Raw genomic sequence first — 22,000 nt, forward strand, 5'->3', positions numbered from 1 at the left:
CCTCCCTCTCCCCGACGCCGCCCGGGCCCCTCCCGACCCCCGGTCCGGTCGGCCTTCAGCCGCTGCCGTCGACGTCCCTCGCGCGGACCTCCACCGAACCGGAGCTGACCGAGATCCTGACCTTGTGCGGGCTGGAAGGGTCGGCCAGCGCCGTATCTATCCCGCCCCTGGGAGCCATGCCGCCCTCGAAGTCGTAGTGGGATCCGCGTGGCAGGCCCAGGCTCACCGATCCCGAGGTGACACCGATGTCCACGGCCGAGGGCTCCGTGACGAAGCCCAGCTCCACCGAGCCCGAGGTCGCGGCCACGTCGGCCCTCGGGGAGGTGAGGCGCCGGCCGTGCACGGAGCCGGAGGTGGTGCGCACGGTCAGCGGACCGGACACATCGGCCAACCGGACCTCCCCCGAGGTGGAGACCAGATCGATCTCACCCCTCACCCCGGCGATGTCGATGTTGCCGCTGGACTGGCGGCCGGTCACCGCGACCCCGGGCGGAACCTCCAGCTCGACCACCGCCCCGCAGCCGACGTCCCTGACCGCGAACACCTGGTTGCAGAACATCCGGACATCGAGCTCGTCCTGGTCGAACAGCGCCGAGACCACCGGCTTCCGCACCACCCAGTTCAGGAACTGCCGGACCACCACCTGGCCCTCCTGCCCGGGCTTGATCCGGACGGTGGCCCGCCCGGTGTCCAACCGCACCTTGGTCACCGCGATCCCGTAGGTCCGCTCCGAACGGGCCTGCTGCTGCACCGTCATCGCCCAGGTCTGCACCGCACCGATCAGCACCACCACGACGAGTGCCAGGGTCCCGATCACCCGCCAGCCCCGGTGGCCGCCGCGCGCGGGCCCGGGCACCGGTGCCTCCGGGCGGGCCGTCGTCGACCCCCCGTTCCGGGACGGGCCGGTGCCCGCCGCCGGAGCGGCCTCCGGCGTCCTCATGCCACCTCCAGGAAACGCAGCACCGCCATCACCCGGCGGTGGCTGTCGTCGGCCTGCGGCAGGTCGAGCTTGGCGAAGATCGAGTTGATGTGCTTGGCCACCGCGCTGTCGCTGACCACCAGGGATCCGGCGATGGCCGCGTTCGACCGGCCCTCCGCCATCAGGGCGAGCACGTCCCGCTCGCGCGGGGTCAGCCGCTCCAGCGGATCGCGGTGGCGCCGCACCAGCAGCTGGGCCACCACCTCCGGGTCCAGTGCCGTCCCGCCCTCGGCGACCCGCTGCAGCGCGTCCACGAACTCGTCGACATTGGCCACCCGTTGCTTGAGCAGGTAACCGACCCCGCTGGTGTTGCTGGTCAGCAGGTCCGCGGCGTAGCGCTCCTCGACGAACTGGGAGAGCAGCAGCACCGCCACCTCCGGCCACTGGCGGCGGATCACCAGCGCGGCCCGCACCCCCTCGTCGGAGAAGCCGGGCGGCATCCGGACGTCCGCCACCACCACCTGCGGGCGGTGCTCCTCCACCGCGACGAGCAGCGCCTCGGCGTCCCCGACGGCGGCGGCCACCTCGTAGCCCACGGCCTCGAGGACCTTGACCAGACCGACCCTGAGCAGGACCGAGTCCTCGGCGATCACAGCACGCACGGCAACTCCACGGTAATGGTGGTCGGGCCCCCGACGGGGCTGAGCAGGGTCAGGGATCCGTCGACCGAGGCGGTGCGCTGCCGCAGGCCGGTCAGACCGGTGCCCCGAGCGGCGTCCGCCCCGCCCACGCCGTCGTCGCTGACGACCAGGCGCAGCCGGCCGCCGGCCGTCCGCACCGAGACGTCCACCCGGGAGGCCCGGGCGTGCTTGGCGACATTGGTCAGCGCCTCGGAGACGGTGAAGTAGGCGACGGCCTCGACCGTCGGCGCTATCCGCTCGGTCAGGTCGACGTCCAGCCGGACCGGCAGCGGGACCCTGGCCGCGATGCCGGAGAGCGCCGCGTCCAGCCCGCGGTCCTCCAGAACGGCCGGGTGCAGGCCCCGGACGAGGTCCCGCAGCTCGTCGATGGCCGCCTGGGCCTCCTCGTGCGCCTCGACTATCACCTGCATCGCCTCGGGCGGGACGTCCTTGAGGGTGCGGCGGGCCAGGCCGAGGTTCATCGCCAGGGAGGTGAGCCGCTGCTGGGCCCCGTCGTGGAGGTCGCGCTCGATCCGGCGGCGCTCGGCGTCGACCGCGTCCACCAGGCCGGCCCGGCTCTCCACCACCTCCTCGATCCGGTGCTCCAGCACCGCCGTCCGGCCCGGACCGAGCATGCGCACCGCGAGCGCCTCGTCCAGGGCGGCCAGCAGCCGGACCGCCCGGGGCAGGACCGCCAGCAGCAGCACGCCGCCGACGGTGAGCGCGACGTCCAGCTTGGCCCAGTGGTCCGCGACCGGCGAGGTGGACGGCATCATCCAGGCCCAGCCGAGGACCGTCGCGGCCACCGCGGCCGCGCCCCACGCCCACAGCACGGCCAGCGCGCCGAGCGCGACCAGCGGGCCGACCACCAGGTGGTAGCCGACCTGGCGCCAGCTCACGGCGGTGCGCAGCGCGGTCACCGCGCCGGACGAGGAGCCGACGGGCCGCAGCAGCGGCGGGACGTCGACCCCGCGCAACGCCCGCAGCCGGGCGCGCTGCGCGGCGGAGAGCAGGCGGATCCCGAGCAGGATCGCGCCCACGAGGAACAGCGATGCCTTGGGGACGGTGAGGGTCAGCCAGACGGGAAGGGAGAGTGGGATTCCGGCGGCGAGGAACCGGGCGTCCCGCCAGGACGCCGCAGGCCACGGGGGCCGGGCGGCGCTCCCGATGAGCGCACGGCGCGGCTTCGTGGAGAGCATGGCGGACAGCCTAGAGGGCCGTGATCGGCCGTCACCATGAAGGCCGGTGCCGAGAAATGGTGAAGCTGGGTACACCCCCGATTCGGATCGGTGCACTACCGACAACGCTGCCCGGGACGGCCAGTCTTGAGGGCATGACGAGCTACGCATCGCACTCCGCCGATCTGCCGCACGGGCGTCCGACCCACGGCGCCACCGCCGCGGCCGCCCCGGCGGACCGGGCCGAGGGGCGGCTTCCGGTCGGGCCGGCCGCCCTGCGCGGCCAGGGCCACCCGGCCGCCGGGCCGTGGTCGGTGCGCAGCGTCCGGGCCGGCCGGTCCCGCGGCCGGGCGGCCCTGGAGATCTACGAGCACGACGAGTTGGTGGACGTTCTGGTCGCGACCCGCCTCACCGGCGGTCTGCTGCGCGGGGCCCGCGCCTGGGCCGCGGCGGGGGCGGGCCGGCGCCGCAGTTCCCGACTCGGTCTCGCCTGGGGGCGGCTGCCGGACGGCGGCGCGGTCCCGGTCGTCGGGTTCACCGGCGGGCGGCTGCTCCGGCTGCCCGGCCGTCCCGCCCCGGTCGTCCGCGCGGCCGAGGTGGTCACCGTGGGCGGGGAGTTCTGGCTCGCCTGGGGCGAGGGCGTGTTCGACGGTGTGCTGGTCGAGGCGAGCGGTGCCGCCCCCGAGCGGTCGCCGCTGGTCCGGGCCCGTGTCGGCGCCGCCGGGGGTGCCCGATGAGCACCGCCGTCCTCGGCCGCACCCCCGCCTTCGCGCCGCGCGCCGCACGGGCCGGCCGTCCCGTGCTCGGCCCGCTCGCCGAGCAGGTGCCCGCGCTCGCCGCGTTCCTGCTGCTGCCGTGGACGGCCCTGCTCGTGGCCGCGGGGGACACCGCGTGGGCCGCCCTCGACCTGTGCGAACTGGCCGCCCTGCTCCGGCTCGATGCCGGGCTGCGCCGCCGCGGCGCGGCCGCCGCCGGACCGGCCGCGGTGGTGGCCCTGCTGCTCGCGGGCGACGCCCTGGTCGACATCGCCACCGCGCTGCCGGGCCAGGAGACGCTCGCCGCACTGATCATGGCGGGCTGTGTCGAGCTCCCGTTGGCCGCGCTCTGCCTCGCTCTCGGCCTGGCCCGCACCGGGCGGCCGTCAGCCGAGCGACGCCCCCGCCCCCGCCGCGGCCGACGGAAGCCGGGTGGGCAGCCGCGACAGCAGCGCGGCGGTCTCCTCGTCCTTCGGCGTGTAGACGATCATTCGCGGCCCCTGGACCGGACCGAGCCAGAGGCTGGTGTAGTCGAGCCGCAGCAGCCCCACCTCCGGCACCAGGAAGCGCTTCAGACCGTTCCCGGGCCGCAGCACGTCGTGCCGCTGCCAGGCCGCGTCGAAGACCGGAGAGGCCTTGCGCAGCCGGCAGAGCAGCGCCCGCCAGGCGGGCTCGGCCCCGTGGTCGCCCATCCCGGACCGGAACCGGGCGACCATGACGTCCCGCTCCTCCTCGTGGTCGACCAGCACCTCGCGGAAGCGCGAGGGGGTGAAGGCCAGCCACATCAGGTTGCGGTCCTCGGGCGCCAGCGCGGCCAGATCGCCGACGATCCCGGTGTACTGCGCGTTGTGGGCCAGCACGTCGTAGCGGGAGTTGATCACCGCGGCGGGGTAGGGAGCCATCCGGTCCAGCGTCATCCGGACCGCGGGCGTGACGGTCGGGCACTCCCGGACCGGCGTCGGATCCTCCGCCCCGGCCAGGGTGAACAGATGGGCCCGCTCACTGGGGTCGAGCAGCAGGGCACGTGCCACCGCGTCCAGTACCTGCACGGACACCTGGATCTCGCGCCCCTGCTCGAGCCACGTGTACCAGGTGACGCCGACGGCGGCGATCTGCGCCACCTCCTCACGGCGCAGCCCCGGCGTCCGCCGCCGACCGGTCGGCGGCAGCCCCACCTGCTCGGGGGTGATCCGCTCCCGACGACTGCGCAGGAACGCCGCCAGCTGTTGCCGCCGAGGATCGGCGGGCACTTTCCCGGTGGTTGCCGTGACGGCGGTCAGACTCATTCCACCAGCATGCGGCACAGCTCATCCTGTTGCCAGGTACTTCTTATACCTGGATAAGCACACTCTGGTACCAGGGTGCGGCACGGCGGATCGTATGACCGTGACCCAGCAACTGACCGCCACCAGGCCCCTCGTCCCCGCCACCGCCTCAGCCGCTTCCACCGGCACCGCCACCGCCCCCTCCTCCGCTCCTACTTCTCCCTCCTCCCCGTCCCTCGGTACAGCCGGACTGGTCACCGTCCTGCTCGGGGCGTTCCTCCCGATGCTTGACTTCTTCATAGTGAATGTCGCCCTGCCGACCATCGACCACGACCTCGCCGCCGGGCCCGCCGTCCTGGAGCTGGTCGCCGCCGGGTACGGCATCGCCTTCGCCGTCCTCCTCGTCCTCGGCGGACGACTCGGCGACCTCTTCGGCCGGCGCCGCCTCTTCGTGGTCGGAGCGGCCGCCTTCGCCGTGACCTCGCTCGCCTGCGGACTCGCCCCCGGGGCATGGAGCCTGGTCGCCGCCCGGGCCGCCCAGGGCGCGTCGGCCGCCCTGCTGATCCCCCAGGTCCTCGGCACCATCACCGCCGCCACCCACGGCGCCCGGCGCGGGCGCGCCCTCTCGGTGTACGGCGCGGTCGGCGGCATCTCGGTGGTCATCGGGCAGGTGCTCGGCGGGATGCTGGTCGCCGCGGACCTCTTCGGCACCGGCTGGCGCTCGGTCTTCCTGCTGAACGTCCCCTTCGCCCTGCTCGCCCTCGTCCTCGCCCTGCGCTTCGTCCCGGAGAGCCGCGCCCCGCAGGGCGCCAAGGTCGACGTCGCCGGGACGGTGCTGCTCACCGCCACCCTGCTCGCCCTGCTGGTGCCGCTGATGGAGGGCCGCGCCGCCGGCTGGCCGCTGTGGTCCTGGCTGCTGCTCGCCCTGTTCCCCGTGTTCGCCACCGCCTTCGCCCTGGTCGAGCGCCGGGCCGAGCGCCTCGGCGGCGCACCGCTGGTACCGCCCACCCTGCTGCGCATCCCCGAGATGCGGCGCGGCCTCGGCATCGCCCTCCCCTACTTCGGCGGCTTCGGCGGCTTCATGTTCGTCATCGCGGTAGCCCTCCAGCAGGGCCTGCACCTCGGACCGGTCGCGGCGGGCTGGGCACTGGTCCCGATGGCCGTCGGCTACTTCACCGCCTCGCTCTCCGGCCCGCGCCTCATCGGCCGCTTCGGCAGCCGGGTCCTGACCGCCGGCGCCGTCGTCCAGGCCCTCGGCCTCGTCACCCTGGCCGTCACCGTGCTCGCCGACTGGAACGGGTTCTCCCCGCTGCGGATGGCCCCCGGCGTCGCACTGGCCGGCATCGGCCAGGGCCTGATCGGCACCCCGCTGTTCCGCGTCGTCCTCTCCAAGGTCCCCGCCGCCCGGGCGGGTGTGGGCAGCGGTGTCCTCGCCACCGGTCAGCAGTCCAGCCTCGCCCTGGGCGTCGCCACCCTCGGCTCCCTCTACCTGAGCCTCTCCCCCACGCTGGGCATGGACCGCGCGCTCGCCCTCTGCCTCGGCATCCAGCTGCTGGGGTCCTTCACCGTCCTCTACCTGACGACCCGCCTCCCCCGCTCCATCGGCTGACGGCCGGCCCTGGGTCCCCCTTCCGTCGTGGCCACCCGCTCCGGGTGGCCACGACCGGTCCTACTCCGCCCGGGTGGGGCGCAACTCGCACCGCCCGTCGGCACACTCCCGCCGCAGCCGACCCCGGGACACCGTCTCCAGGAGCCCGATCACCCAGCAGGTCGGACACCCGCGCAGGGCGACCACCCCGAGCGGCAGGAGGAGCAGCGCCACCGGCCCGGCGAACGGCAGCAGCAGGAACGCCCCCGCCAGCGCGCCGAACCCGACCCCGCCCCGCACCAGATGCCCGGCCACCGTCCGACTGGCATATCCGGAAGCGCCGCCCTTCACCACTCCGCTCCGACGGTGACCGCCCGGACCGCCGCCCGCGCCCGGTGCAACCGCGACTTCATGGCCGCGGTGCTCAGCCCCAGCAGATCGGCGACCGTCCGCCCGCTGAGCCCCTGGACGTCCCGCATGACCAGAACCCGCCGCTGATCCTCCGGCAACGCCGCGATCGCCTCCGCCACCCGCCCGGCCTCCAGCCGCCCCAGCACCTCGTCCTCGGCCGACCGGTACGGCGTCTCCCCGGCCGCCGGCCGCTCCCGCAGCACCGAACGCGCCCGTCGCAGGCACTCGTTCCGCACGATCCGGAACATCCACGAGGCCAGCGCCCCGGTCGCCCGCAGCATCCCGATCTTGCGGTAGAGAATGATCAGCGCCTCCTGCGCCGCGTCCTCGGCGTCCTCCGGCGTGGCGCAGAGCGACCGCGCGAACCGCCGCACATGCGGATGCGCCCCCGAGACCAGCGCGGCGATCGCCTCCACATCACCGTCCTGCGCCGCGGCCACCACCGAACTCCCCGGCCACTCCCGCACCTCAGCCACGCCGCCGCCCCCACTTCCGCAGCACCGTCGCACTGCACGCCCCGACCAGCAGCACACCGACCACCACAGCTGCCCAGACCATCGTCGCAACCTCCTCGTCCGCCCCGGTCCTCACCGAAGTCGTCCATAAGAGGCGGCGACCCCGGGAAAGGATTCACCCCACCGCGACCGGAGGCCACTCCGCGGCCGGGTCGCCCGAGGTCGGTACAGAGGGTGAGCCGGAGCCCCCCGCACCCCCACCCCCACACCCGGCACCCCGCACCCCGCACCCCGCCGGGAAATCCGCTCGCCGCAGCGAACCCCTTTGTGTCAGCATGACGATATGAGCGACGAACGCACGATCGACCCCGCCGACACCCGCGACCGCGCCGCCCTGACCGCGGCCGTGGCGGCGGGCGCCCAGGCCAAGTGGCTGATGTTCTGGGGCCATCAGCCGCAGCGGGACGGGTCGTTCGGCCCCGGCGTACTGAGCCAGTGGTGGCCCGACCACCCGTTCACCGTCGACGGTACCGAGTACCGGACCGCCGAGCACTGGATGATGGCGGGCAAGGCCCGGATGTTCGACGACAGCAGGACGCTCGCCCTGATCCTCGCCGCACCGAGCGCCGGCGAGGCGAAGAAGCTGGGCCGTCAGGTCCGCGGCTTCGACGACGCCGTCTGGCGTGCGGGCCGCTTCGAACTGGTCGTCACGGGCAACGTCGCCAAGTTCGACAGCCATGCCGGGCTCCGCGCCTACCTGCTGTCGACCGCCCGACGGGTCCTGGTGGAGGCCAGCCCGCTGGACCGGATCTGGGGCATCGGCCTCGGCGCGGAGAACGAGCGCGCCGAGCGGCCCGCCGAGTGGCGCGGCGAGAACCTGCTCGGCTTCGCCCTCATGGAGGCCCGCGCCCGGCTCGCCTCGGCCTGAGCGGTGAGCCGGACCGGCACCGCCGACCGGGAGGCGCACGGACAGCAAGCGCGCGCCTGGTCGCTCACGATCCGTGCGCCCCATGCGCCCCCGGACACCACTCGCAAGACTGTGGACGCACTGCCGTAACTCCAGCGCCGTATTCCAACGCCAGGATGACTGGCCGTCAGGGTCAAGTTGGACAGGTTGCGGTGATCATGCGTACACGGCACACGGAACAGCCCCTCGCCCCGGACGCGGGCATCGGTGCGAGCGAGCAGGACGCTCTCGAACTCAGAGCCCAGTTGGACGAATTACTGCGGGCCAGACAGTACGCGGTGCAACGCGAGCGGCGGCTCGCCGAAGCCGTCCGGTCGCTGCCCGAGCGCCGGCCGGTGGACGGCGAGCTGCTGCGACAGCTGACCCAGGCGCGGACGCTGCGCGAAGGACTCGGCACACGCTGCCTGGAGCTGAGCGACCGACTGAAGACCGTGGAGGAGCAGTTGCGACAGCCGTCGCCACGGATCAGCGGCGGAGAACGGCCGGGGAGCACTGCGGGCACCCCGGACGGCATACCGGACAGCGCCCACGGCGAGGCCCACCACGACCTCCGCCACAACGTCCACCACGACCTCCACCGGGCCCCGGCCGACGACGGCCCCCACCTCACCCCCACCGGACCCGCGCCCTCACCCGCGCCCTCACCCGGGCCCACATCCGCACCCGGCCCCGCACCCGCGCCGGCACCCGCCCCGCCCCGCCACCGCTCCCCCGGCGAGCTCGCCGCCCTCGCCGAGCGCATCACCGGCCTGTACCGGAACGCCTCCCCGACCGAGGCCGCCGACATCCTCGGCCAGGCCGCCGAGCACCTCACCCCGGAGGACACCGCCGCGCTGGCCGCCCGGCTCTCCCACCGGGGCCCGACCGACGCCTCCCTCCACCTCGCCCGCAGCGCAGTCCACGGCAGCCCCCACCACGCCGCCGCCACCCTCGCCGAGCTGCGGCGGGCCGGGCTGGCCGACGAGGCCGGGGACCTGTTCAACGCGCTGCGCTCCTGCCCCGCCGCCGACCTGCCGGCCCTGCTGGACGGGTTGGAGCGGGCCGGGCAGCACGCCGACGGCGCCACCCTGCTCTGGGAATGGGGCTCCGCCCCGACCGCCGAGCTGGCCGCCCTCGCCACCGTCCTCCACCAGGCGGACCGCGCCGCCGACGCCCGGACCCTGCTGCGCCAAGCCGCCGGCCGTCCCACCGGCGACCTCACCGCCCTGGCCACCACGCTCCCGGCCCCGCTGCCCGCCCTGCTGCTGGGCGAGTTGGCGACGCTGCGCCCACCGGCCGAACTGGTCCGGCTGGCCGGCGCGCTGGCCGGTCGGACCGACCTCTACGAGGCCCTGCTCCTGCCTCTGCTCGCGGACCCCGGTCAGCACCGCACCACTCTCGCCGCACTCCGGACCGCCGGCCTCCCCACCACCCCGGCCAACCGCCCCCGCTCCCGCTGGGGCCGCCGCTGAGCGCCGGAGCCTCTCGCCGACACCCCTCAGGAGGCCGGGGCGGACTCCCCCTGCGGCGGAAGGACGACCGGGGGCGGCGTCGGCATCACCCCGGCCGCGCGCAGCGCCCCGGCGAGCGCCTCGAACTTGGCGGATAGCCCCCGGTCGCGCAGCTCGTCGCCGTGCGCCTCGGCCAGGGCCTCGATCAGTCGGCGCCGGATCTCCGGCAGGTTCCTCTCCCAGCTCGCCACATGCATGGCGATGGCCTCGTCGAGGAAGCGCACGGGAGAGCTGCGGCGGACCCGGTCGAGCGGCGACCGGATCATGGACCGTCGGCCCTGGAGGACGCGCTCGAAGCACCACAGCATCGTGAAGTAGGCCGCGAGCACCTCGGGTCCGTACGGCTGCTGCCCCCGACGGAAGGCCACCAGGGTGTAGCGGGCCAACGCCACTTCACCGCTCGTCAGGTCGAGGTGGAGCGTCCGGGCGAGTTCGAAGTCCACCTGCCGGGTCTGTCCCCGGTAGACCGCCCAGGCCCCCGCGACCGATGCCAGGGCGCCGACACCCGACGCGATCGACCATGGATCCGCCATCCCCACCTCCCCGTAGCTGGGGCCGGTCCGACGGCCCGGAGCGGAGATTAGCCGATCGTCACGGCGGCCGGGCCTCGAAGCGGAAACCCCGGGAACAGCGCCCCCAGGACGCAGCGCTCCCGAAGCAGCACCCCAGGAAACAGCGCTCCCAACGCGGAACCCCCGCCCGCCCCGGGGAGACCGGGGCGAACGGGGGTTCGCACGGAAGACCGCGGGCGCGGGGCCCGCCGACGTCAGCAGCCGATGAGCCGCGCCGCCAGGTAGGACTTCACCTGGTCGAGCGAGACGCGCTCCTGCGTCATGGTGTCGCGCTCGCGCACGGTCACCGCGTTGTCCTCCAGGGTGTCGAAGTCGACCGTCACGCAGAACGGCGTGCCGATCTCGTCCTGGCGGCGGTAGCGCTTGCCGATGGCACCGGCGTCGTCGAACTCGACGTTCCAGGCGGTGCGCAGGTCGGCGGCCAGGCCGCGGGCCTTCGGCGAGAGGTCGGCGTTGCGCGACAGCGGCAGCACCGCGACCTTGACCGGGGCCAGTCGCGGGTCGAGCCGCATGCCGACGCGCTTCTCCATGACGCCCTTGGCGTTCGGCGCCTCGTCCTCGAAGTAGGCGTCGATCAGGAAGGCCAGCATGGCGCGGTTGAGACCGGCTGCCGGCTCGATGACGAACGGGAAGTACCGCTCGCCGGACTCCTGGTCGAAGTACTTGAGGTCCTGGCCGGAGGCCTCGCTGTGCACCGTCAGGTCGTAGTCGGTGCGGTTGGCGATGCCCTCCAGCTCGGAGAACTCGGTGCCGCCGAAGTTGAAGCGGTACTCGATGTCCACCGTGCGCTTGGCGTAGTGGGAGAGCTTCTCCTTCGGGTGCTCGAACAGGCGCATGTTGTCGGTGCGCAGGCCGAGGCCGACGTACCAGTCCCAGCGCTGCTGGAGCCAGTACTCGTGCCACTGCTCGTCCTCGCCCGGCTTGACGAAGAACTCCATCTCCATCTGCTCGAACTCACGGGTCCGGAAGATGAAGTTGCCGGGGGTGATCTCGTTGCGGAAGCTCTTGCCGACCTGGGCGATGCCGAACGGCGGCTTCTTGCGCGAGGTGGTCTGGACGGCCTTGAAATTGGTGAAGATGCCCTGGGCGGTCTCCGGGCGCAGGTAGGCCAGGCCGCTCGCCTCCTCGGTGACGCCGAGGTGGGTCTTCAGCATGCCCGAGAAGTCCTTGGGCTCGGTGAACTGGCCCTTGACGCCGCAGTCGGGGCAGTTGACGTCCTGGAGGCCGTTCGGCGGCGGGAAGCCGTGCTTGGCCTCGTACTTCTCCTCCAGGTGGTCGGCCCGGTGGCGCTTGTGGCAGGAGAGGCACTCGGTCAGCGGGTCGTTGAAGGTCTTGACGTGGCCGGACGCCTCCCAGACCTCGCGGGCCAGGATCACCGACGAGTCGAGTCCGACGACGTCCTCACGGGCCTGCACCATCGCGCGCCACCACTGGCGCTTGATGTTCTCCTTGAGTTCGACGCCCAGCGGACCGTAGTCCCAGGCGGCACGCGTGCCGCCGTAGATCTCGCTGCAGGGGTAGACGAAGCCACGGCGCTTGCTAAGGCTGACGATCGTCTCGATCTTGTCGGCTGCCACAGTGCTCTCTTCAGTACGTACGGCACGGTCAGGGCACGGCTGGTTGCGCGTACCCGAATACCTCAGGTTACCGGCCATATGGGTACGGGGTTCAAATCGGTATCTCCGCCACCGGCCCACTCACCGTCACCACCCGTTCACCCGTCCGAGTGATTTGACAATCATTTCCATCTAATCTGAGAATGGTTGTCATGATGATCCGACGACGTACTCGCGGCGCCATAGCCCTGACCGCCACCGCCCTCACCGCCGGCCTCACCCTGACGGCCTGCGGCAGCAGTGGCGGCGCCCAGGGCGCGGAGGGCAAGCTGAACGTCGTCGCGTCCTTCTACCCGATGGAGTTCCTCGCCGACCGGATCGGCGGCGAGCACGTGAAGGTCACCGACCTCACCGCCGCCGGCGTCGAGCCGCACGACCTCGAACTCACCGCCAAGCAGGTCGGGACGGTCAAGAAGGCCGACGCGATCGTCTACCTCAAGGGCCTGCAGCCCACCGTCGACAAGGCGGTCGCCGGCTCCGGCTCCAAGCACAAGATCGACGCCACCGCGGCCGCCCCGCTGGAGGACCACCACCTCGCCGAGGGCCACACCGAGGGCGACGGGCACGACCACGGCGGCGACGGGCAGAGCGGCGACGGCCACGACGGCCACGACCACGACGGGGCCGCCGGCGATCCGCACATCTGGCTCGACCCGGCCCGCTACGCGGCGGTGGCCAGGAGCGTCGGCGCCGAGTTCGCCAAGGCCGACCCGGCCCACGCCGAGGACTACCGGAAGAACACCGACGAGCTGGTCGGCCGCCTCACCGCCCTGGACCAGGAGTTCAAGGACGGGCTGAAGGACGTCCGGAACCGCACCTTCGTCACCAGCCACGCCGCCTTCGGCTACCTCGCCGGGGCCTACGGCCTCACCCAGGTCGCCATCAACGGCGTCGACCCCGAGTCCGAGCCCACCCCGGCCCGCCTCGCCGACGTCCAGAAGGCCGCCAAGGAGAACGGCGTCACCACGATCTTCTTCGAGACCCTGGTCAGCCCCAAGCTCGCCGACACCGTGGCCAAGGACCTCGGCCTCAGGACCGCCGTCCTCGACCCGCTGGAAGGCGTCAAGGACCCGGCCAAGGACGACTACCTCTCGGTCATGCGGCAGAACCTGGCCAACCTGCGGACCGCCCTCGGCGCCGACACGCCGGCCGCGGCCGCCCCCTCCGGCGCGACCACCGCGACCACTGCGCCGGCCGCGCCCGCCGCACCCACCAGCTGACGGGACCACCGGCATGACCTCCCCGACATCCCCGGCCTTCCCCGCCTCCGCCGCCTCCCCGGCCCACCCGGCCCACCCGGCCCACCCGGCCCACCCGGCCGTCCGCCTCCACGACGCCGTCGCCTCGCGCGGCGGACGGCCGGTGCTGCGCGGCATCGACCTCACCGTCCGCCCCGGCGAGGTGGTCGCCCTGCTCGGCGCCAACGGCTCCGGCAAGTCCACCACCGTCAAGGCCGTCACCGGGGCCGTCCCGCTGGAGCGCGGCACGCTCGAACTGTTCGGCACCCCGCTCGCCCGGTTCCGCGCCTGGCACCGGATCGGCTACGTGCCGCAGCGCACCACCGCCGCCTCCGGCGTCCCGGCCACCGTCCGGGAGGTCGTCTCCACCGGCCGGCTGCCGCTGCACCGGCTGCTGCCGTTCCGCCGCGCGGACCGCGACGCCGTGGACCGCGCGCTGGCCGCCGTCGGCATGCTCGACCGGGCCCGGGACGGGGTCGCCGACCTCTCCGGCGGCCAGCAGCAGCGGGTGCTGATCGCCCGCGCCCTGGCCGGCGCCCCCGATCTGCTGATCATGGACGAGCCGATGGCCGGGGTGGACGCCGCCAGCCAGCAGGTGCTCGCCGACACCCTGCGCGCCGAGGTCGCGCGCGGCGCCGCCGTCCTGCTGGTGCTGCACGAACTCGGGCCGCTGGAGCCGCTGATCGACCGGGCCGTGGTGCTGCGCGACGGCTGCGTCGCGCACGACGGCCCGCCCGTTCCCAACACCGGTCTGCACGCCCTGCCGGGCCACGACCACGTCCATCCGCACGCCGACCACGGCCACGAACACGACCGACCCCGGGGACTGCTGTCATGACCGAGATGCTCAGCTACGACTTCATGCAGCGGGCGCTGATCGCCGCCGTACTGGTCGGCATCACCGCCCCCTCCGTCGGCATCTACCTGGTGCAGCGCCGCCAGGCGCTGATGGGCGACGGCATGGGCCACGTCGCGATGACCGGCGTCGGCCTCGGCTTCATCTTCCAGACCAGCCCGGTCTGGATGGCCGTGGCGGTCTGCGTGCTCGGCGCCGTCACCATGGAACTGGTCCGCGCGCGCGGCAACCAGCGCGGCGACATCGCCCTCGCGATGCTCTTCTACGGCGGCATGGCCTGCGGCAAGCTGCTGGTCTCCAAGTCCGCCCAGGCCGGCGCCGGTTCGCTGGAGAGCTACCTCTGGGGCTCCATCCTGACCGTCTCCCCCGCCGACCTCGCCACCATCGGCGCGCTCGGCGCCGTCGTCGTCGCCGTCACCCTGGGCCTGCGCCGCCAGCTGTTCGCGATCTGCCAGGACGAGGACTTCGCCCGGGTCACCGGCGTCCCGGTGCGGCTGCTCAACCTGCTGCTCGCGGTGATGGCCGCGGTCACCGTCACCGTCGCCATGCGGGTGGTCGGCCTGCTGCTGGTCAGCGCCCTGATGGTGGTTCCGGTCGCGGCCGCCCAGCAGCTCACCCGCTCCTTCGCCGCCACCCAGGCCGGCTCGATCGCGGTCGGCGTGCTCGTCGCCCTGGCCGGCGTCACCGGCTCCTACCAGCTGGACGTGCCCTCCGGCCCGGCCATCGTGCTGCTGGCCATCGTCGTGTTCGCGGTGTTCGGCGCGATCGCGGCCCCGCTCGCCCGCCGCCGCCACCGCGACACCCCGGAGAGCGGACCGCAGGTCTGCGACGTCCGACTGCCCGGCCCGGAGCGGGTCGACGCGACCACTCCGGCGCCCAGTGCGGGGCTGGCACAATGAGGTGCCAGTCGCCCACACCAGCAGGAGGACCCACGGTGACCACCGCAGGCCCGTCGCCGCGAGCCCGATCGACCCGGCAGCGCGCCGCCGTCTCGGCGGTCCTGGACGAGATCGAGGACTTCCGCAGTGCCCAGGAGCTCCACGACATGCTGAAGCACCGGGGGGACTCGGTCGGTCTGACCACCGTCTACCGGACGCTCCAGTCCCTCGCCGACGCCGGCGAGGTGGACGTCCTGCGCACCGCCGACGGTGAGGCCGTCTACCGCCGGTGCAGCAGCGGGCACCACCACCACCTGGTCTGCCGCCAGTGCGGTGCCACCGTCGAGGTCGAGGGCCCCGCCGTCGAGCGCTGGGCCAACTCGGTCGCCGCCGAGCACGGGTTCAGCGACATCGCGCACACCCTGGAGATCTTCGGCACCTGCGCGGAGTGCGCCGCGAAGGTCTGAGCACCGGCGCCGGAACGCCGAAGGGCCCGCTGGGAGTCACCTCCCACGGGCCCTTCTCCGCGCGCGGACCCGGCACCGCACCGAGCGCCGCACCAGCGGCACCGGCTCGACGCAGGACCGGCCCGGCGCCGCACCGAACGCCGCACCGGCTCGACGCAGGCGCCGAACCCCGCACCGCTCAACGCCGCGACTCAGCGCCGCGGCTCAGCGCTGCGCCGGCACCTCGCCGACCAGCTCGGCCGGCGCCTCGTTCGGGAGCGCCCCGCCGAACCGGCGGTCGCGCATCGCGTACTGCTCGCAGGCCCGCCACAGGTCACGGCGGTCGAAGTCCGGCCAGAGCACGTCCTGGAACACCAACTCGGCGTAGGCCGACTGCCAGAGCAGGAAGTTCGACGTCCGCTGCTCGCCGCTGGGGCGCAGGAACAGGTCCACGTCCGGCATGTCCGGGTGGTACAGGTACTTGGTGAGGGTCTTCTCGTTGACCTTCTTGGGGTCCAGCCGGCCCGCCGCGACATCGGCCGCGATCGCCGCCGCGGCGTCCGCGATCTCGGCCCGGCCGCCGTAGTTGACGCACATGTACAGCGTGACGGCGTCGTTGTCCTTGGTCTGCTCCTCGGCGACCTGGAGCTCCTGGACGACGCTCTTCCACAGCTTCGGCATCCGGCCGGCCCAGCGCACCCGCACGCCCATCGCGTCCATCTCGTCGCGGCGGCGGTGGATCACGTCGCGGTTGAAGTTCATCAGGAACTTCACCTCGTCGGGTGAGCGCTTCCAGTTCTCGGTGGAGAACGCGTAGAGCGAGATGTTCTTCACGCCGAGCTCGATCGCGCCCTTGAGCACGTCCAGCACGACGGACTCGCCGACCTTGTGCCCCTCCGTGCGCGGCAGCCCGCGCTCCTTGGCCCAGCGGCCGTTGCCGTCCATGACGATCGCGACATGGCCCGGGACGAGCTCGCCGGGGATCTTCGGGGGCCGGGCGCCGCTGGGGTGCGGGGTCGGGGGGAGGTACTCCCTCTGCTTGCCGCCGCCGAAGAGCCGTCGCGCTGCCATGTGCTCACTTCTCCACGTATCTCATCGAGCGGATGCCCCGCTCCAGGTGCCACTGCAGATAGGCCGCGACCAGTCCGCTGCCTTCCCGCCAGTACCTCGGCTCGCAGGCGTCCGCCGTCTGCCAGTCCCCTGACAACAACGCGCCGAGCAGTACCAGTGTCTCAGGGGAGGGTACGGCACATCCGGGCACGCGGCAGTCCGGGCAGAGCACGCCTCCGGCCTGGAGCGAGAAGAACCGGTTGGGTCCCTCCATGCCGCATTTCGCGCAGTCGTCGAAGGTCGCTCCGTACCCGTTGACCGCGAGCGAACGCAGCAGGAACGCGTCCAGCACCAGGTGCGACTCGTGCACCCCGGCGGCCAGCGTGCGCAGGCCGCCGACCAGCAGCAGGTACTGCTGGACGGCCGGCTGGCCCTCGTTCTCGGCGAACCGTTCCGCCGTCTCCAGCATGGCCGTCCCCGCGGTGTACCGGCCGTAGTCGGTGACGATCGAGCCGCCGTACGGGGCGATCGTCTCCACCTGGGTGCAGAGCGGCAGGCCCCGGCCGACCAGCTCGCTGTTGTTCCGGCTGAAGAACTGCACGTCCACGTGCGAGAACGGCTCCAGGCGCGCGCCGAACTTCGACTTGGTCTTGCGCACCCCGCGCGCCACCGCGCGCACCTTGCCGTGGTGGCGGGTGAGGAGGGTGATGATCCGGTCCGCCTCGCCGAGCTTCTGCGCCCGGAGCACCACTCCGTCGTCGCGGAAGAGGCTCATGCGCCCGTCTCACCGCCGCTGCGGCCCTGGAACAGTGTGGACATCCCACCATTGTCCCCCAGGGGCGGACAGCCGTGTGCCCGCACCGGGGCCGTGGGGGCTCGCCGAGCGGTGCGGGTCACGGCGGGCCCCGGCCGTGGGGACGCCACCGGCCGGGAGCCGGGGGCGGAAGGGGCCCGGTTGTGGGGGTCTGGAGGAGGTGCCGAACGAGGAGAGGGAGTCGCGGGTCCGGCGAAAGGATCTGCCGGAAGGACCGCGAACGGAACGATCAGGAAGCCGAAGGACCGGGAAGCCGAAGGACCGGGAGAAGGAGAACAGGAAGGCCCGGAGCGCTAGTACGGCGCCCGGGTCGCCGCCTCCAGCAGCGCCCCGACCCGCGCGTGCGGCAGGTCCAGACAGCGCCCGATCGCGGCCAGCGCCTCCCGCTCCTGCGGCCGGTACCGGCCGTCGGCCAGCGCGATCGCCGCCCCCTGCAGCAGCAGCCGCTCCCGGCCCGGCCGGGCCAGGTGCGGGGCCAGCGGCTCCAGGACGGCGTGCAGTTCCACGGCCAGCCCGCCCGACATGCCGTGCGCGTCGTACAGCTCGCCACCGAGGCCGGACATCGCGGCCAGGGCCGCCAGCACCTGCGCCTCGCCGCAGTCCTCGAAGCCGGCGTCCCGGACCGCCCCGCAGGCCGCCTCGCGGGCCGCGCGGTGGGCCGTGCCACCGGCCGCCAGCACGGCCAGCGCGACGGTGTACTGCGCGTCGCGCAGCATCCCGCCCAGACGCACGCAGGTCGGCTGCTCCAGGCTCTCCACCCCGAACCGGCCGTGGCAGCTGGTGCACTGCACGCTGCCGATCACCGGTCCGAGCGGAAGTACCGGAGTCCCCAGCAGCCGCAGCCACCGCCGGCCGTGTTGCCGGCGGTAGTTGCGGTCCCCGCCGCAGCCCGGGCAGAAGAAGTCACCGAGAACATCAGTCCGCCACCTCGGGCGAACACCCCACATCCCTGTCACGGCGCCACTCCCCAGACATGGCAGGCGGCCTGCACAACAATGGGCAGGTCACGCGACCGGCCACCGGGCCGTCCCACCGACCCGGCTTACCGGTGGGACGATGTTGCCACGGTTGCCGACACGTGTCAGTACCTCGAACGGCCCGATCCGGCAAAAAATGTGGCGCAGGACACAGCCGGGGCACCCCCGGCCGGACGGCCGCCCCGCGACGTCCGGGAACGCCGCCGGGCCGCCCCGCAGGGGACGGCCCGACCACTTTTACCCGTACGAACTAACCGCGCTGCGCCCGGTTGACAGCGCTGATCATCGCCTTCAGCGAGGCCAGCACGGTGTTGCTGTCGATCCCGACGCCCCACAGCACCCGGCCGTCCACCGCGCACTCCACGTACGCGGCGGCCTGGGCGTCGCCGCCCTCGCTCAGCGCGTGCTCCGCGTAGTCCAGCACCCGGACGTCCACGCCGATCTGCGCCAGCGCGTCCGCGAAGGCCGAGACCGGGCCGTTGCCGGTACCGGCCAGGCTGACCGTCGCCCCGTCCACCACCGCGTGGGCGGTCAGCGCGTCCCGGCCGTCCTCGGTGGTCAGGGTGCGCGAACCGGTCAGCGAGATCCGGCCCCACGGGTTGCCCGTGGTCGGCAGGTACTCGTCCTCGAAGACCCGCCAGATCTCGGCCGGGGTGACCTCGCCGCCCTCGGCGTCGGTCTTGGCCTGGATGATCCGGGAGTACTCGATCTGCATCCGGCGCGGCAGGTCCAGCTTGTGGTCGTTCTTCAGGACGTACGCCACACCGCCCTTGCCGGACTGGCTGTTGACCCGGATGACCGCCTCGTAGGTGCGGCCGACGTCCTTCGGGTCGATCGGCAGGTACGGCACGCCCCAGGTGTGCTGCTCGACCGGCACGCCCGCGGCGGCGGCGTCCGCCTCCAGCGCGTCGAAGCCCTTCTTGATGGCGTCCTGGTGGGAGCCGGAGAAGGAGGTGTACACCAGGTCGCCGGCGTACGGGTGGCGCGGGTGCACCTCCATCTGGTTGCAGTACTCGGCGGTGCGGCGGACCTCGTCGATGTCGGAGAAGTCGATCTCCGGGTCGATGCCCTGCGAGAACAGGTTCATGCCCAGGGTCACCAGGTCGACGTTGCCGGTCCGCTCGCCCTGGCCGAACAGGCAGCCCTCGATCCGGTCGGCGCCGGCCATGTAGGCCAGCTCGGCGGAGGCCACGGCGGTGCCCCGGTCGTTGTGCGGGTGCACCGACAGACAGACGAACTCGCGCCGCGACAGGTGGCGCGACATCCACTCGAACTGGTCGGCCTGGACGTTCGGGGTGGCCCGCTCGATGGTGGCCGGCAGGTTCAGGATGATCTCGCGGCCCTCGCCGGGCTGCCAGACGTCCATCACCGCCTCGCAGACCTCCAGCGCGAAGTCCAGCTCGGTGTCGACGAAGATCTCCGGCGAGTACTGGTAGCCGAAGGCGGTGTCGTCGCCCAGCAGCTTCTCGGCGTACTCCATCACCAGCCGGGTGCCGTCGACGGCGATCGCCTTCGTGGCCGCCTTGTCGTTGCGGAACACCACCCGGCGGAACAGCGGCGCGGTCGCGTTGTACAGGTGCACGGTCGCCCGCGGCGCCCCGACCAGCGACTCGACGGTCTTCTCGATCAGCTCCTCGCGCGCCTGGGTCAGCACCGAGATGGTGACGTCCTCCGGGATCGCCCCCTCCTCGATCAGCGAGCGCACGAAGGCGTGGTCGGTGGCCCCGGACGACGGGAAGCCGACCTCGATCTCCTTGTAGCCCATCGCCACCAGCAGGTCGAACATCTTGCGCTTGCGGGCCGGGGACATCGGGTCGATCAGCGCCTGGTTGCCGTCCCGCAGGTCGGTGGACAGCCAGCGCGGCGCCTTGGTGATCACCTGGTTCGGCCAGGTGCGGTCCGGCAGGTCGACGGCGCCGAACGGCAGGTAGCGGCCGTGCCGCATCCCGGACGGCCGCTGGCGTACCGAGGCGGCGGTGATCGGGGTCGGACGGTCGACGAAGGCGCGGGCGGCGTGGATGGGCGCGGCGGAACTCTGCTCGGTCATGGAGGTGAGTCTCGGCTTCCTGTGATGCGTGGTGCGGGCGGGTCGGGGTGAGATGTCACCCGACTCGGCCGGCCTGCTGCCGCTCACGACCCGTTCCCGGGTCGTCCGAAATCAGCGCGCAGCACAGTCCCCGCGGCGAGGGAAGCCGGCCCTTGACGGACTACAGGCCCTCGACGCGGCAGCTAAGAAGAAGCAGCCCGATGCGCATGATGCGATCCAGCCTAACCCAGCGCCTCGCGACCCCGAAGCCGCCCGGGCGGTCTTCCCACCCCTTGAGACGGCCCGCGGCGGCGCACGGCGCGGCGCGGGCGGCGCGCAAATCCTGTCCGCGCCGGTGACAACACGTCATCAATGCCTCACCCTGGGCCACATGACAGCCGAACCGACGCTCTGCGCGATCGTTCCGCCGTACGTCCTGGACCGCCTCGCCGAGGACGGTCACGAGCCCGCCGCCCGCTCCCTCGCCCTCGACGCCGCGCACCGGGCCGCGCGGCTCACCGCCGCCCTGCCGGACCGGGCCGCCGCCGACCGGCTGGAGCGGGTGATCTCCGACGCCGCGCACCGCGAGCGCCTGCCCGGCCGCACCGTCCGCCGGGAGGGCGACGGCGCCGTCCCGGACCAGTCCGTCAACCACGCCTACGACGGCCTCGGCGCGACCTGGACCCTGTTCTCCGCCGTCTACGGCCGGCACTCCATCGACGACCAGGGGCTGCGCCTGGACGCCACCGTCCACTACGGCCAGGACTACGACAACGCCTTCTGGGACGGCCGGCGGATGGTCTTCGGCGACGGCGACGGCGAGGTGTTCGGCGACTTCACCGCCTGCATCGACGTGATCGGCCACGAGCTCGCCCACGGCGTCACCCAGTTCACCGCGGGCCTGGAGTACCGGGACCAGCCGGGCGCGCTCAACGAGTCGGTCTCCGACGTGTTCGGCTCCCTGGTCAAGCAGTACGCGCTGGTCCAGGACGCCGCCGAGGCGGACTGGCTGATCGGCGCCGGACTGCTCGCCCCGGGAGTCCAGGGCGTGGCGCTGCGCTCGATGAAGGAGCCCGGCACCGCGTACGACGACCCCCGGCTCGGCAAGGACCCCCAGCCCGCGCACATGCGCGACTACGTGCGCACCGGCCAGGACAACGGCGGCGTGCACATCAACTCGGGCATCCCCAACCACGCCTTCTACCTGCTCGCCACCGCGCTCGGCGGCCGGTCCTGGGAGCGCGCGGGCCAGATCTGGTACGACGCGCTGACCGGACGGCGGCTGCCGGCGGACGCCGACTTCACGGCCTTCGCCCGGGCCACCGTGGCGGCCGCGAAGGCCCGCTACCCGGAGCCGGAGGTCGCGGACACGGTGACCGCGTCCTGGGCGAAGGTCGGCATCAGCCCGACCTGAGTGGCGATTGGGTCAAGGTCCGGAAAAACACCGGCAAACGCCATCCCTGGGTAGCACCATGGACACCATGCGTATCCAGGTGACCCGGACCGGCGGCCTCGCGGGACACGTCCGCCGCGCTGAGCTCGACACCACCGAGCGGGTGGACGCCCCGCACGTGCACGCGCTCGCCCGCGAGGCCGTCGCGGGCGGGTTGCGCGCGCCCTCCTACGGGGTGCCGGACGGCTACCACTACGCGATCACCGTCGACGGGCGCACGGTGCACTGCGCGGACCCCAAGCTCACCGAGTCCCAGCGGGAGCTGGTCTCGCTGGTCCTGCGCGAGGGCGCCTGACCGGCCCCTCCCGGCCCGCACCCGAGCCGTCGCGGCGCGGCCGTCGCAACCGACCGTCGCACCGCGGCGGT

Annotated in this window: 22 protein-coding genes; 10 read left to right on the plus strand and 12 right to left on the minus strand. The window is 73.2% G+C overall.

The genetic code is table 11. From position 1 onward, the window contains the following. Positions 1 to 55: 55 nt before the first annotated feature. From ACW14Y_RS14855 to ACW14Y_RS14865, 3 genes are read right to left on the minus strand one after another with little or no spacing between them, the layout of a single operon-like run. Positions 56 to 940 carry a DUF4097 family beta strand repeat-containing protein gene (locus ACW14Y_RS14855; RefSeq protein ID WP_456987102.1) on the minus strand — a complete coding sequence of 295 codons (885 nt, stop codon included), beginning with the start codon at positions 938 to 940 and terminating at the stop codon, positions 56 to 58. Then, positions 937 to 1,581, minus strand: coding sequence for a response regulator (locus ACW14Y_RS14860; protein WP_266269310.1), 645 nt, complete (start codon positions 1,579 to 1,581; stop codon positions 937 to 939). Before ACW14Y_RS14860 ends, ACW14Y_RS14855 begins: the two co-directional genes overlap by 4 nt. Further along, on the minus strand, positions 1,569 to 2,798 hold the full coding sequence (locus ACW14Y_RS14865) for a sensor histidine kinase (protein ID WP_380300632.1): 1,230 nt from the start codon (positions 2,796 to 2,798) through the stop codon (positions 1,569 to 1,571). Before ACW14Y_RS14865 ends, ACW14Y_RS14860 begins: the two co-directional genes overlap by 13 nt. Positions 2,799 to 2,932: 134 nt before the next feature. Here ACW14Y_RS14865 and ACW14Y_RS14870 point away from each other — a divergent pair, with 134 nt between their 5' ends. Beyond that, entirely contained in the window at positions 2,933 to 3,514 is a 582-nt protein-coding gene (locus tag ACW14Y_RS14870; protein ID WP_456987105.1) for a hypothetical protein, read from the plus strand. A gap of 404 nt (positions 3,515 to 3,918) precedes the next feature. Here the strand turns inward: ACW14Y_RS14870 and ACW14Y_RS14875 are convergent, their stop codons facing one another. Beyond that, positions 3,919 to 4,818, minus strand: a complete 900-nt coding sequence (locus tag ACW14Y_RS14875) for a helix-turn-helix transcriptional regulator (RefSeq protein ID WP_380300628.1) — start codon at positions 4,816 to 4,818, stop codon at positions 3,919 to 3,921. Positions 4,819 to 4,912: 94 nt separating this feature from the next. On the opposite strand from ACW14Y_RS14875, the gene ACW14Y_RS14880 reads away from it, so the two are divergent. After that, complete coding sequence (locus tag ACW14Y_RS14880) at positions 4,913 to 6,406, plus strand: MFS transporter (RefSeq protein ID WP_456987108.1); 1,494 nt, start codon at positions 4,913 to 4,915, stop codon at positions 6,404 to 6,406. 60 nt (positions 6,407 to 6,466) lie between these two features. On the opposite strand, the gene ACW14Y_RS14885 is transcribed toward ACW14Y_RS14880, so the two are convergent. After that, complete coding sequence (locus tag ACW14Y_RS14885) at positions 6,467 to 6,700, minus strand: hypothetical protein (protein ID WP_380300624.1); 234 nt, start codon at positions 6,698 to 6,700, stop codon at positions 6,467 to 6,469. Between the two features lie 32 nt (positions 6,701 to 6,732). Beyond that, entirely contained in the window at positions 6,733 to 7,272 is a 540-nt protein-coding gene (locus tag ACW14Y_RS14890) for an RNA polymerase sigma factor (RefSeq protein ID WP_380300622.1), read from the minus strand. 322 nt (positions 7,273 to 7,594) lie between these two features. On the opposite strand from ACW14Y_RS14890, the gene ACW14Y_RS14895 reads away from it, so the two are divergent. Next, positions 7,595 to 8,179, plus strand: a complete 585-nt coding sequence (locus ACW14Y_RS14895; protein ID WP_380300620.1) for an NADAR family protein — start codon at positions 7,595 to 7,597, stop codon at positions 8,177 to 8,179. Between the two features lie 197 nt (positions 8,180 to 8,376). Continuing rightward, positions 8,377 to 9,669 carry a hypothetical protein gene (locus tag ACW14Y_RS14900; RefSeq protein WP_456987111.1) on the plus strand — a complete coding sequence of 431 codons (1,293 nt, stop codon included), beginning with the start codon at positions 8,377 to 8,379 and terminating at the stop codon, positions 9,667 to 9,669. A 26-nt stretch (positions 9,670 to 9,695) separates the two neighbouring features. On the opposite strand, the gene ACW14Y_RS14905 is transcribed toward ACW14Y_RS14900, so the two are convergent. Next, positions 9,696 to 10,241: a hypothetical protein gene (locus tag ACW14Y_RS14905; protein WP_456987113.1), complete on the minus strand. Its 546-nt coding sequence runs from the start codon at positions 10,239 to 10,241 to the stop codon at positions 9,696 to 9,698. 233 nt (positions 10,242 to 10,474) lie between these two features. Next, positions 10,475 to 11,857 carry a glycine--tRNA ligase gene (locus ACW14Y_RS14910; RefSeq protein ID WP_030395794.1) on the minus strand — a complete coding sequence of 461 codons (1,383 nt, stop codon included), beginning with the start codon at positions 11,855 to 11,857 and terminating at the stop codon, positions 10,475 to 10,477. 191 nt (positions 11,858 to 12,048) lie between these two features. On the opposite strand from ACW14Y_RS14910, the gene ACW14Y_RS14915 reads away from it, so the two are divergent. The 4 genes from ACW14Y_RS14915 to ACW14Y_RS14930 are packed head-to-tail and all read left to right on the plus strand — an operon-like array spanning position 12,049 to position 15,335. Further along, complete coding sequence (locus ACW14Y_RS14915) at positions 12,049 to 13,116, plus strand: metal ABC transporter substrate-binding protein (protein WP_456987116.1); 1,068 nt, start codon at positions 12,049 to 12,051, stop codon at positions 13,114 to 13,116. A 13-nt stretch (positions 13,117 to 13,129) separates the two neighbouring features. Next, entirely contained in the window at positions 13,130 to 13,972 is an 843-nt protein-coding gene (locus ACW14Y_RS14920; RefSeq protein ID WP_456987118.1) for a metal ABC transporter ATP-binding protein, read from the plus strand. Then, positions 13,969 to 14,889, plus strand: coding sequence for a metal ABC transporter permease (locus ACW14Y_RS14925; protein WP_375924549.1), 921 nt, complete (start codon positions 13,969 to 13,971; stop codon positions 14,887 to 14,889). The genes ACW14Y_RS14920 and ACW14Y_RS14925 overlap by 4 nt, the downstream gene beginning before the upstream one ends. A gap of 35 nt (positions 14,890 to 14,924) precedes the next feature. Beyond that, positions 14,925 to 15,335, plus strand: coding sequence for a Fur family transcriptional regulator (locus ACW14Y_RS14930; protein WP_045938470.1), 411 nt, complete (start codon positions 14,925 to 14,927; stop codon positions 15,333 to 15,335). 204 nt (positions 15,336 to 15,539) lie between these two features. Here the strand turns inward: ACW14Y_RS14930 and ACW14Y_RS14935 are convergent, their stop codons facing one another. The 4 genes from ACW14Y_RS14935 to leuA form a co-directional block, all read right to left on the minus strand. Further along, positions 15,540 to 16,385, minus strand: coding sequence for an isoprenyl transferase (locus ACW14Y_RS14935; protein ID WP_340634779.1), 846 nt, complete (start codon positions 16,383 to 16,385; stop codon positions 15,540 to 15,542). Between the two features lie 4 nt (positions 16,386 to 16,389). Next, positions 16,390 to 17,139, minus strand: a complete 750-nt coding sequence (gene recO, locus ACW14Y_RS14940; protein ID WP_266269327.1) for a DNA repair protein RecO — start codon at positions 17,137 to 17,139, stop codon at positions 16,390 to 16,392. Positions 17,140 to 17,471: 332 nt separating this feature from the next. Beyond that, positions 17,472 to 17,981, minus strand: a complete 510-nt coding sequence (locus tag ACW14Y_RS14945; protein ID WP_266269328.1) for a TerB family tellurite resistance protein — start codon at positions 17,979 to 17,981, stop codon at positions 17,472 to 17,474. A gap of 424 nt (positions 17,982 to 18,405) precedes the next feature. Beyond that, complete coding sequence (leuA, locus tag ACW14Y_RS14950; RefSeq protein ID WP_456987122.1) at positions 18,406 to 20,202, minus strand: 2-isopropylmalate synthase; 1,797 nt, start codon at positions 20,200 to 20,202, stop codon at positions 18,406 to 18,408. A gap of 370 nt (positions 20,203 to 20,572) precedes the next feature. Between leuA and ACW14Y_RS14955 the strand changes: the two genes are divergently transcribed. Further along, complete coding sequence (locus ACW14Y_RS14955; protein WP_380300606.1) at positions 20,573 to 21,595, plus strand: M4 family metallopeptidase; 1,023 nt, start codon at positions 20,573 to 20,575, stop codon at positions 21,593 to 21,595. Between the two features lie 67 nt (positions 21,596 to 21,662). Continuing rightward, positions 21,663 to 21,929 (plus strand): protealysin inhibitor emfourin, encoded by a 267-nt coding sequence (locus ACW14Y_RS14960; protein WP_030395784.1) that lies wholly within the window; start codon positions 21,663 to 21,665, stop codon positions 21,927 to 21,929. The last annotated feature ends 71 nt before the right edge of the window (positions 21,930 to 22,000 follow it).

The sequence above is a fragment of the Kitasatospora sp. cg17-2 genome, from assembly GCF_054031055.1.

What these genes read in the sequence shown, in the direction of transcription:
- ACW14Y_RS14915 (WP_456987116.1), top strand. Translation starts at nt 12,049, where the DNA reads ATGATGATCCGACGACGTACTCGCGGCGCCATAGCCCTGACCGCCACC.
- ACW14Y_RS14960 (WP_030395784.1), top strand. Translation starts at nt 21,663, where the DNA reads ATGCGTATCCAGGTGACCCGGACCGGCGGCCTCGCGGGACACGTCCGC.
- ACW14Y_RS14935 (WP_340634779.1), bottom strand. Translation starts at nt 16,385, where the DNA reads ATGGCAGCGCGACGGCTCTTCGGCGGCGGCAAGCAGAGGGAGTACCTC.
- ACW14Y_RS14875 (WP_380300628.1), bottom strand. Translation starts at nt 4,818, where the DNA reads ATGAGTCTGACCGCCGTCACGGCAACCACCGGGAAAGTGCCCGCCGAT.
- ACW14Y_RS14900 (WP_456987111.1), top strand. Translation starts at nt 8,377, where the DNA reads ATGCGTACACGGCACACGGAACAGCCCCTCGCCCCGGACGCGGGCATC.
- ACW14Y_RS14955 (WP_380300606.1), top strand. Translation starts at nt 20,573, where the DNA reads ATGACAGCCGAACCGACGCTCTGCGCGATCGTTCCGCCGTACGTCCTG.
- ACW14Y_RS14895 (WP_380300620.1), top strand. Translation starts at nt 7,595, where the DNA reads ATGAGCGACGAACGCACGATCGACCCCGCCGACACCCGCGACCGCGCC.
- ACW14Y_RS14920 (WP_456987118.1), top strand. Translation starts at nt 13,130, where the DNA reads ATGACCTCCCCGACATCCCCGGCCTTCCCCGCCTCCGCCGCCTCCCCG.
- ACW14Y_RS14905 (WP_456987113.1), bottom strand. Translation starts at nt 10,241, where the DNA reads ATGGCGGATCCATGGTCGATCGCGTCGGGTGTCGGCGCCCTGGCATCG.
- ACW14Y_RS14855 (WP_456987102.1), bottom strand. Translation starts at nt 940, where the DNA reads ATGAGGACGCCGGAGGCCGCTCCGGCGGCGGGCACCGGCCCGTCCCGG.
- ACW14Y_RS14925 (WP_375924549.1), top strand. Translation starts at nt 13,969, where the DNA reads ATGACCGAGATGCTCAGCTACGACTTCATGCAGCGGGCGCTGATCGCC.
- recO (WP_266269327.1), bottom strand. Translation starts at nt 17,139, where the DNA reads ATGAGCCTCTTCCGCGACGACGGAGTGGTGCTCCGGGCGCAGAAGCTC.
- ACW14Y_RS14865 (WP_380300632.1), bottom strand. Translation starts at nt 2,798, where the DNA reads ATGCTCTCCACGAAGCCGCGCCGTGCGCTCATCGGGAGCGCCGCCCGG.
- ACW14Y_RS14880 (WP_456987108.1), top strand. Translation starts at nt 4,913, where the DNA reads ATGACCGTGACCCAGCAACTGACCGCCACCAGGCCCCTCGTCCCCGCC.
- leuA (WP_456987122.1), bottom strand. Translation starts at nt 20,202, where the DNA reads ATGACCGAGCAGAGTTCCGCCGCGCCCATCCACGCCGCCCGCGCCTTC.
- ACW14Y_RS14870 (WP_456987105.1), top strand. Translation starts at nt 2,933, where the DNA reads ATGACGAGCTACGCATCGCACTCCGCCGATCTGCCGCACGGGCGTCCG.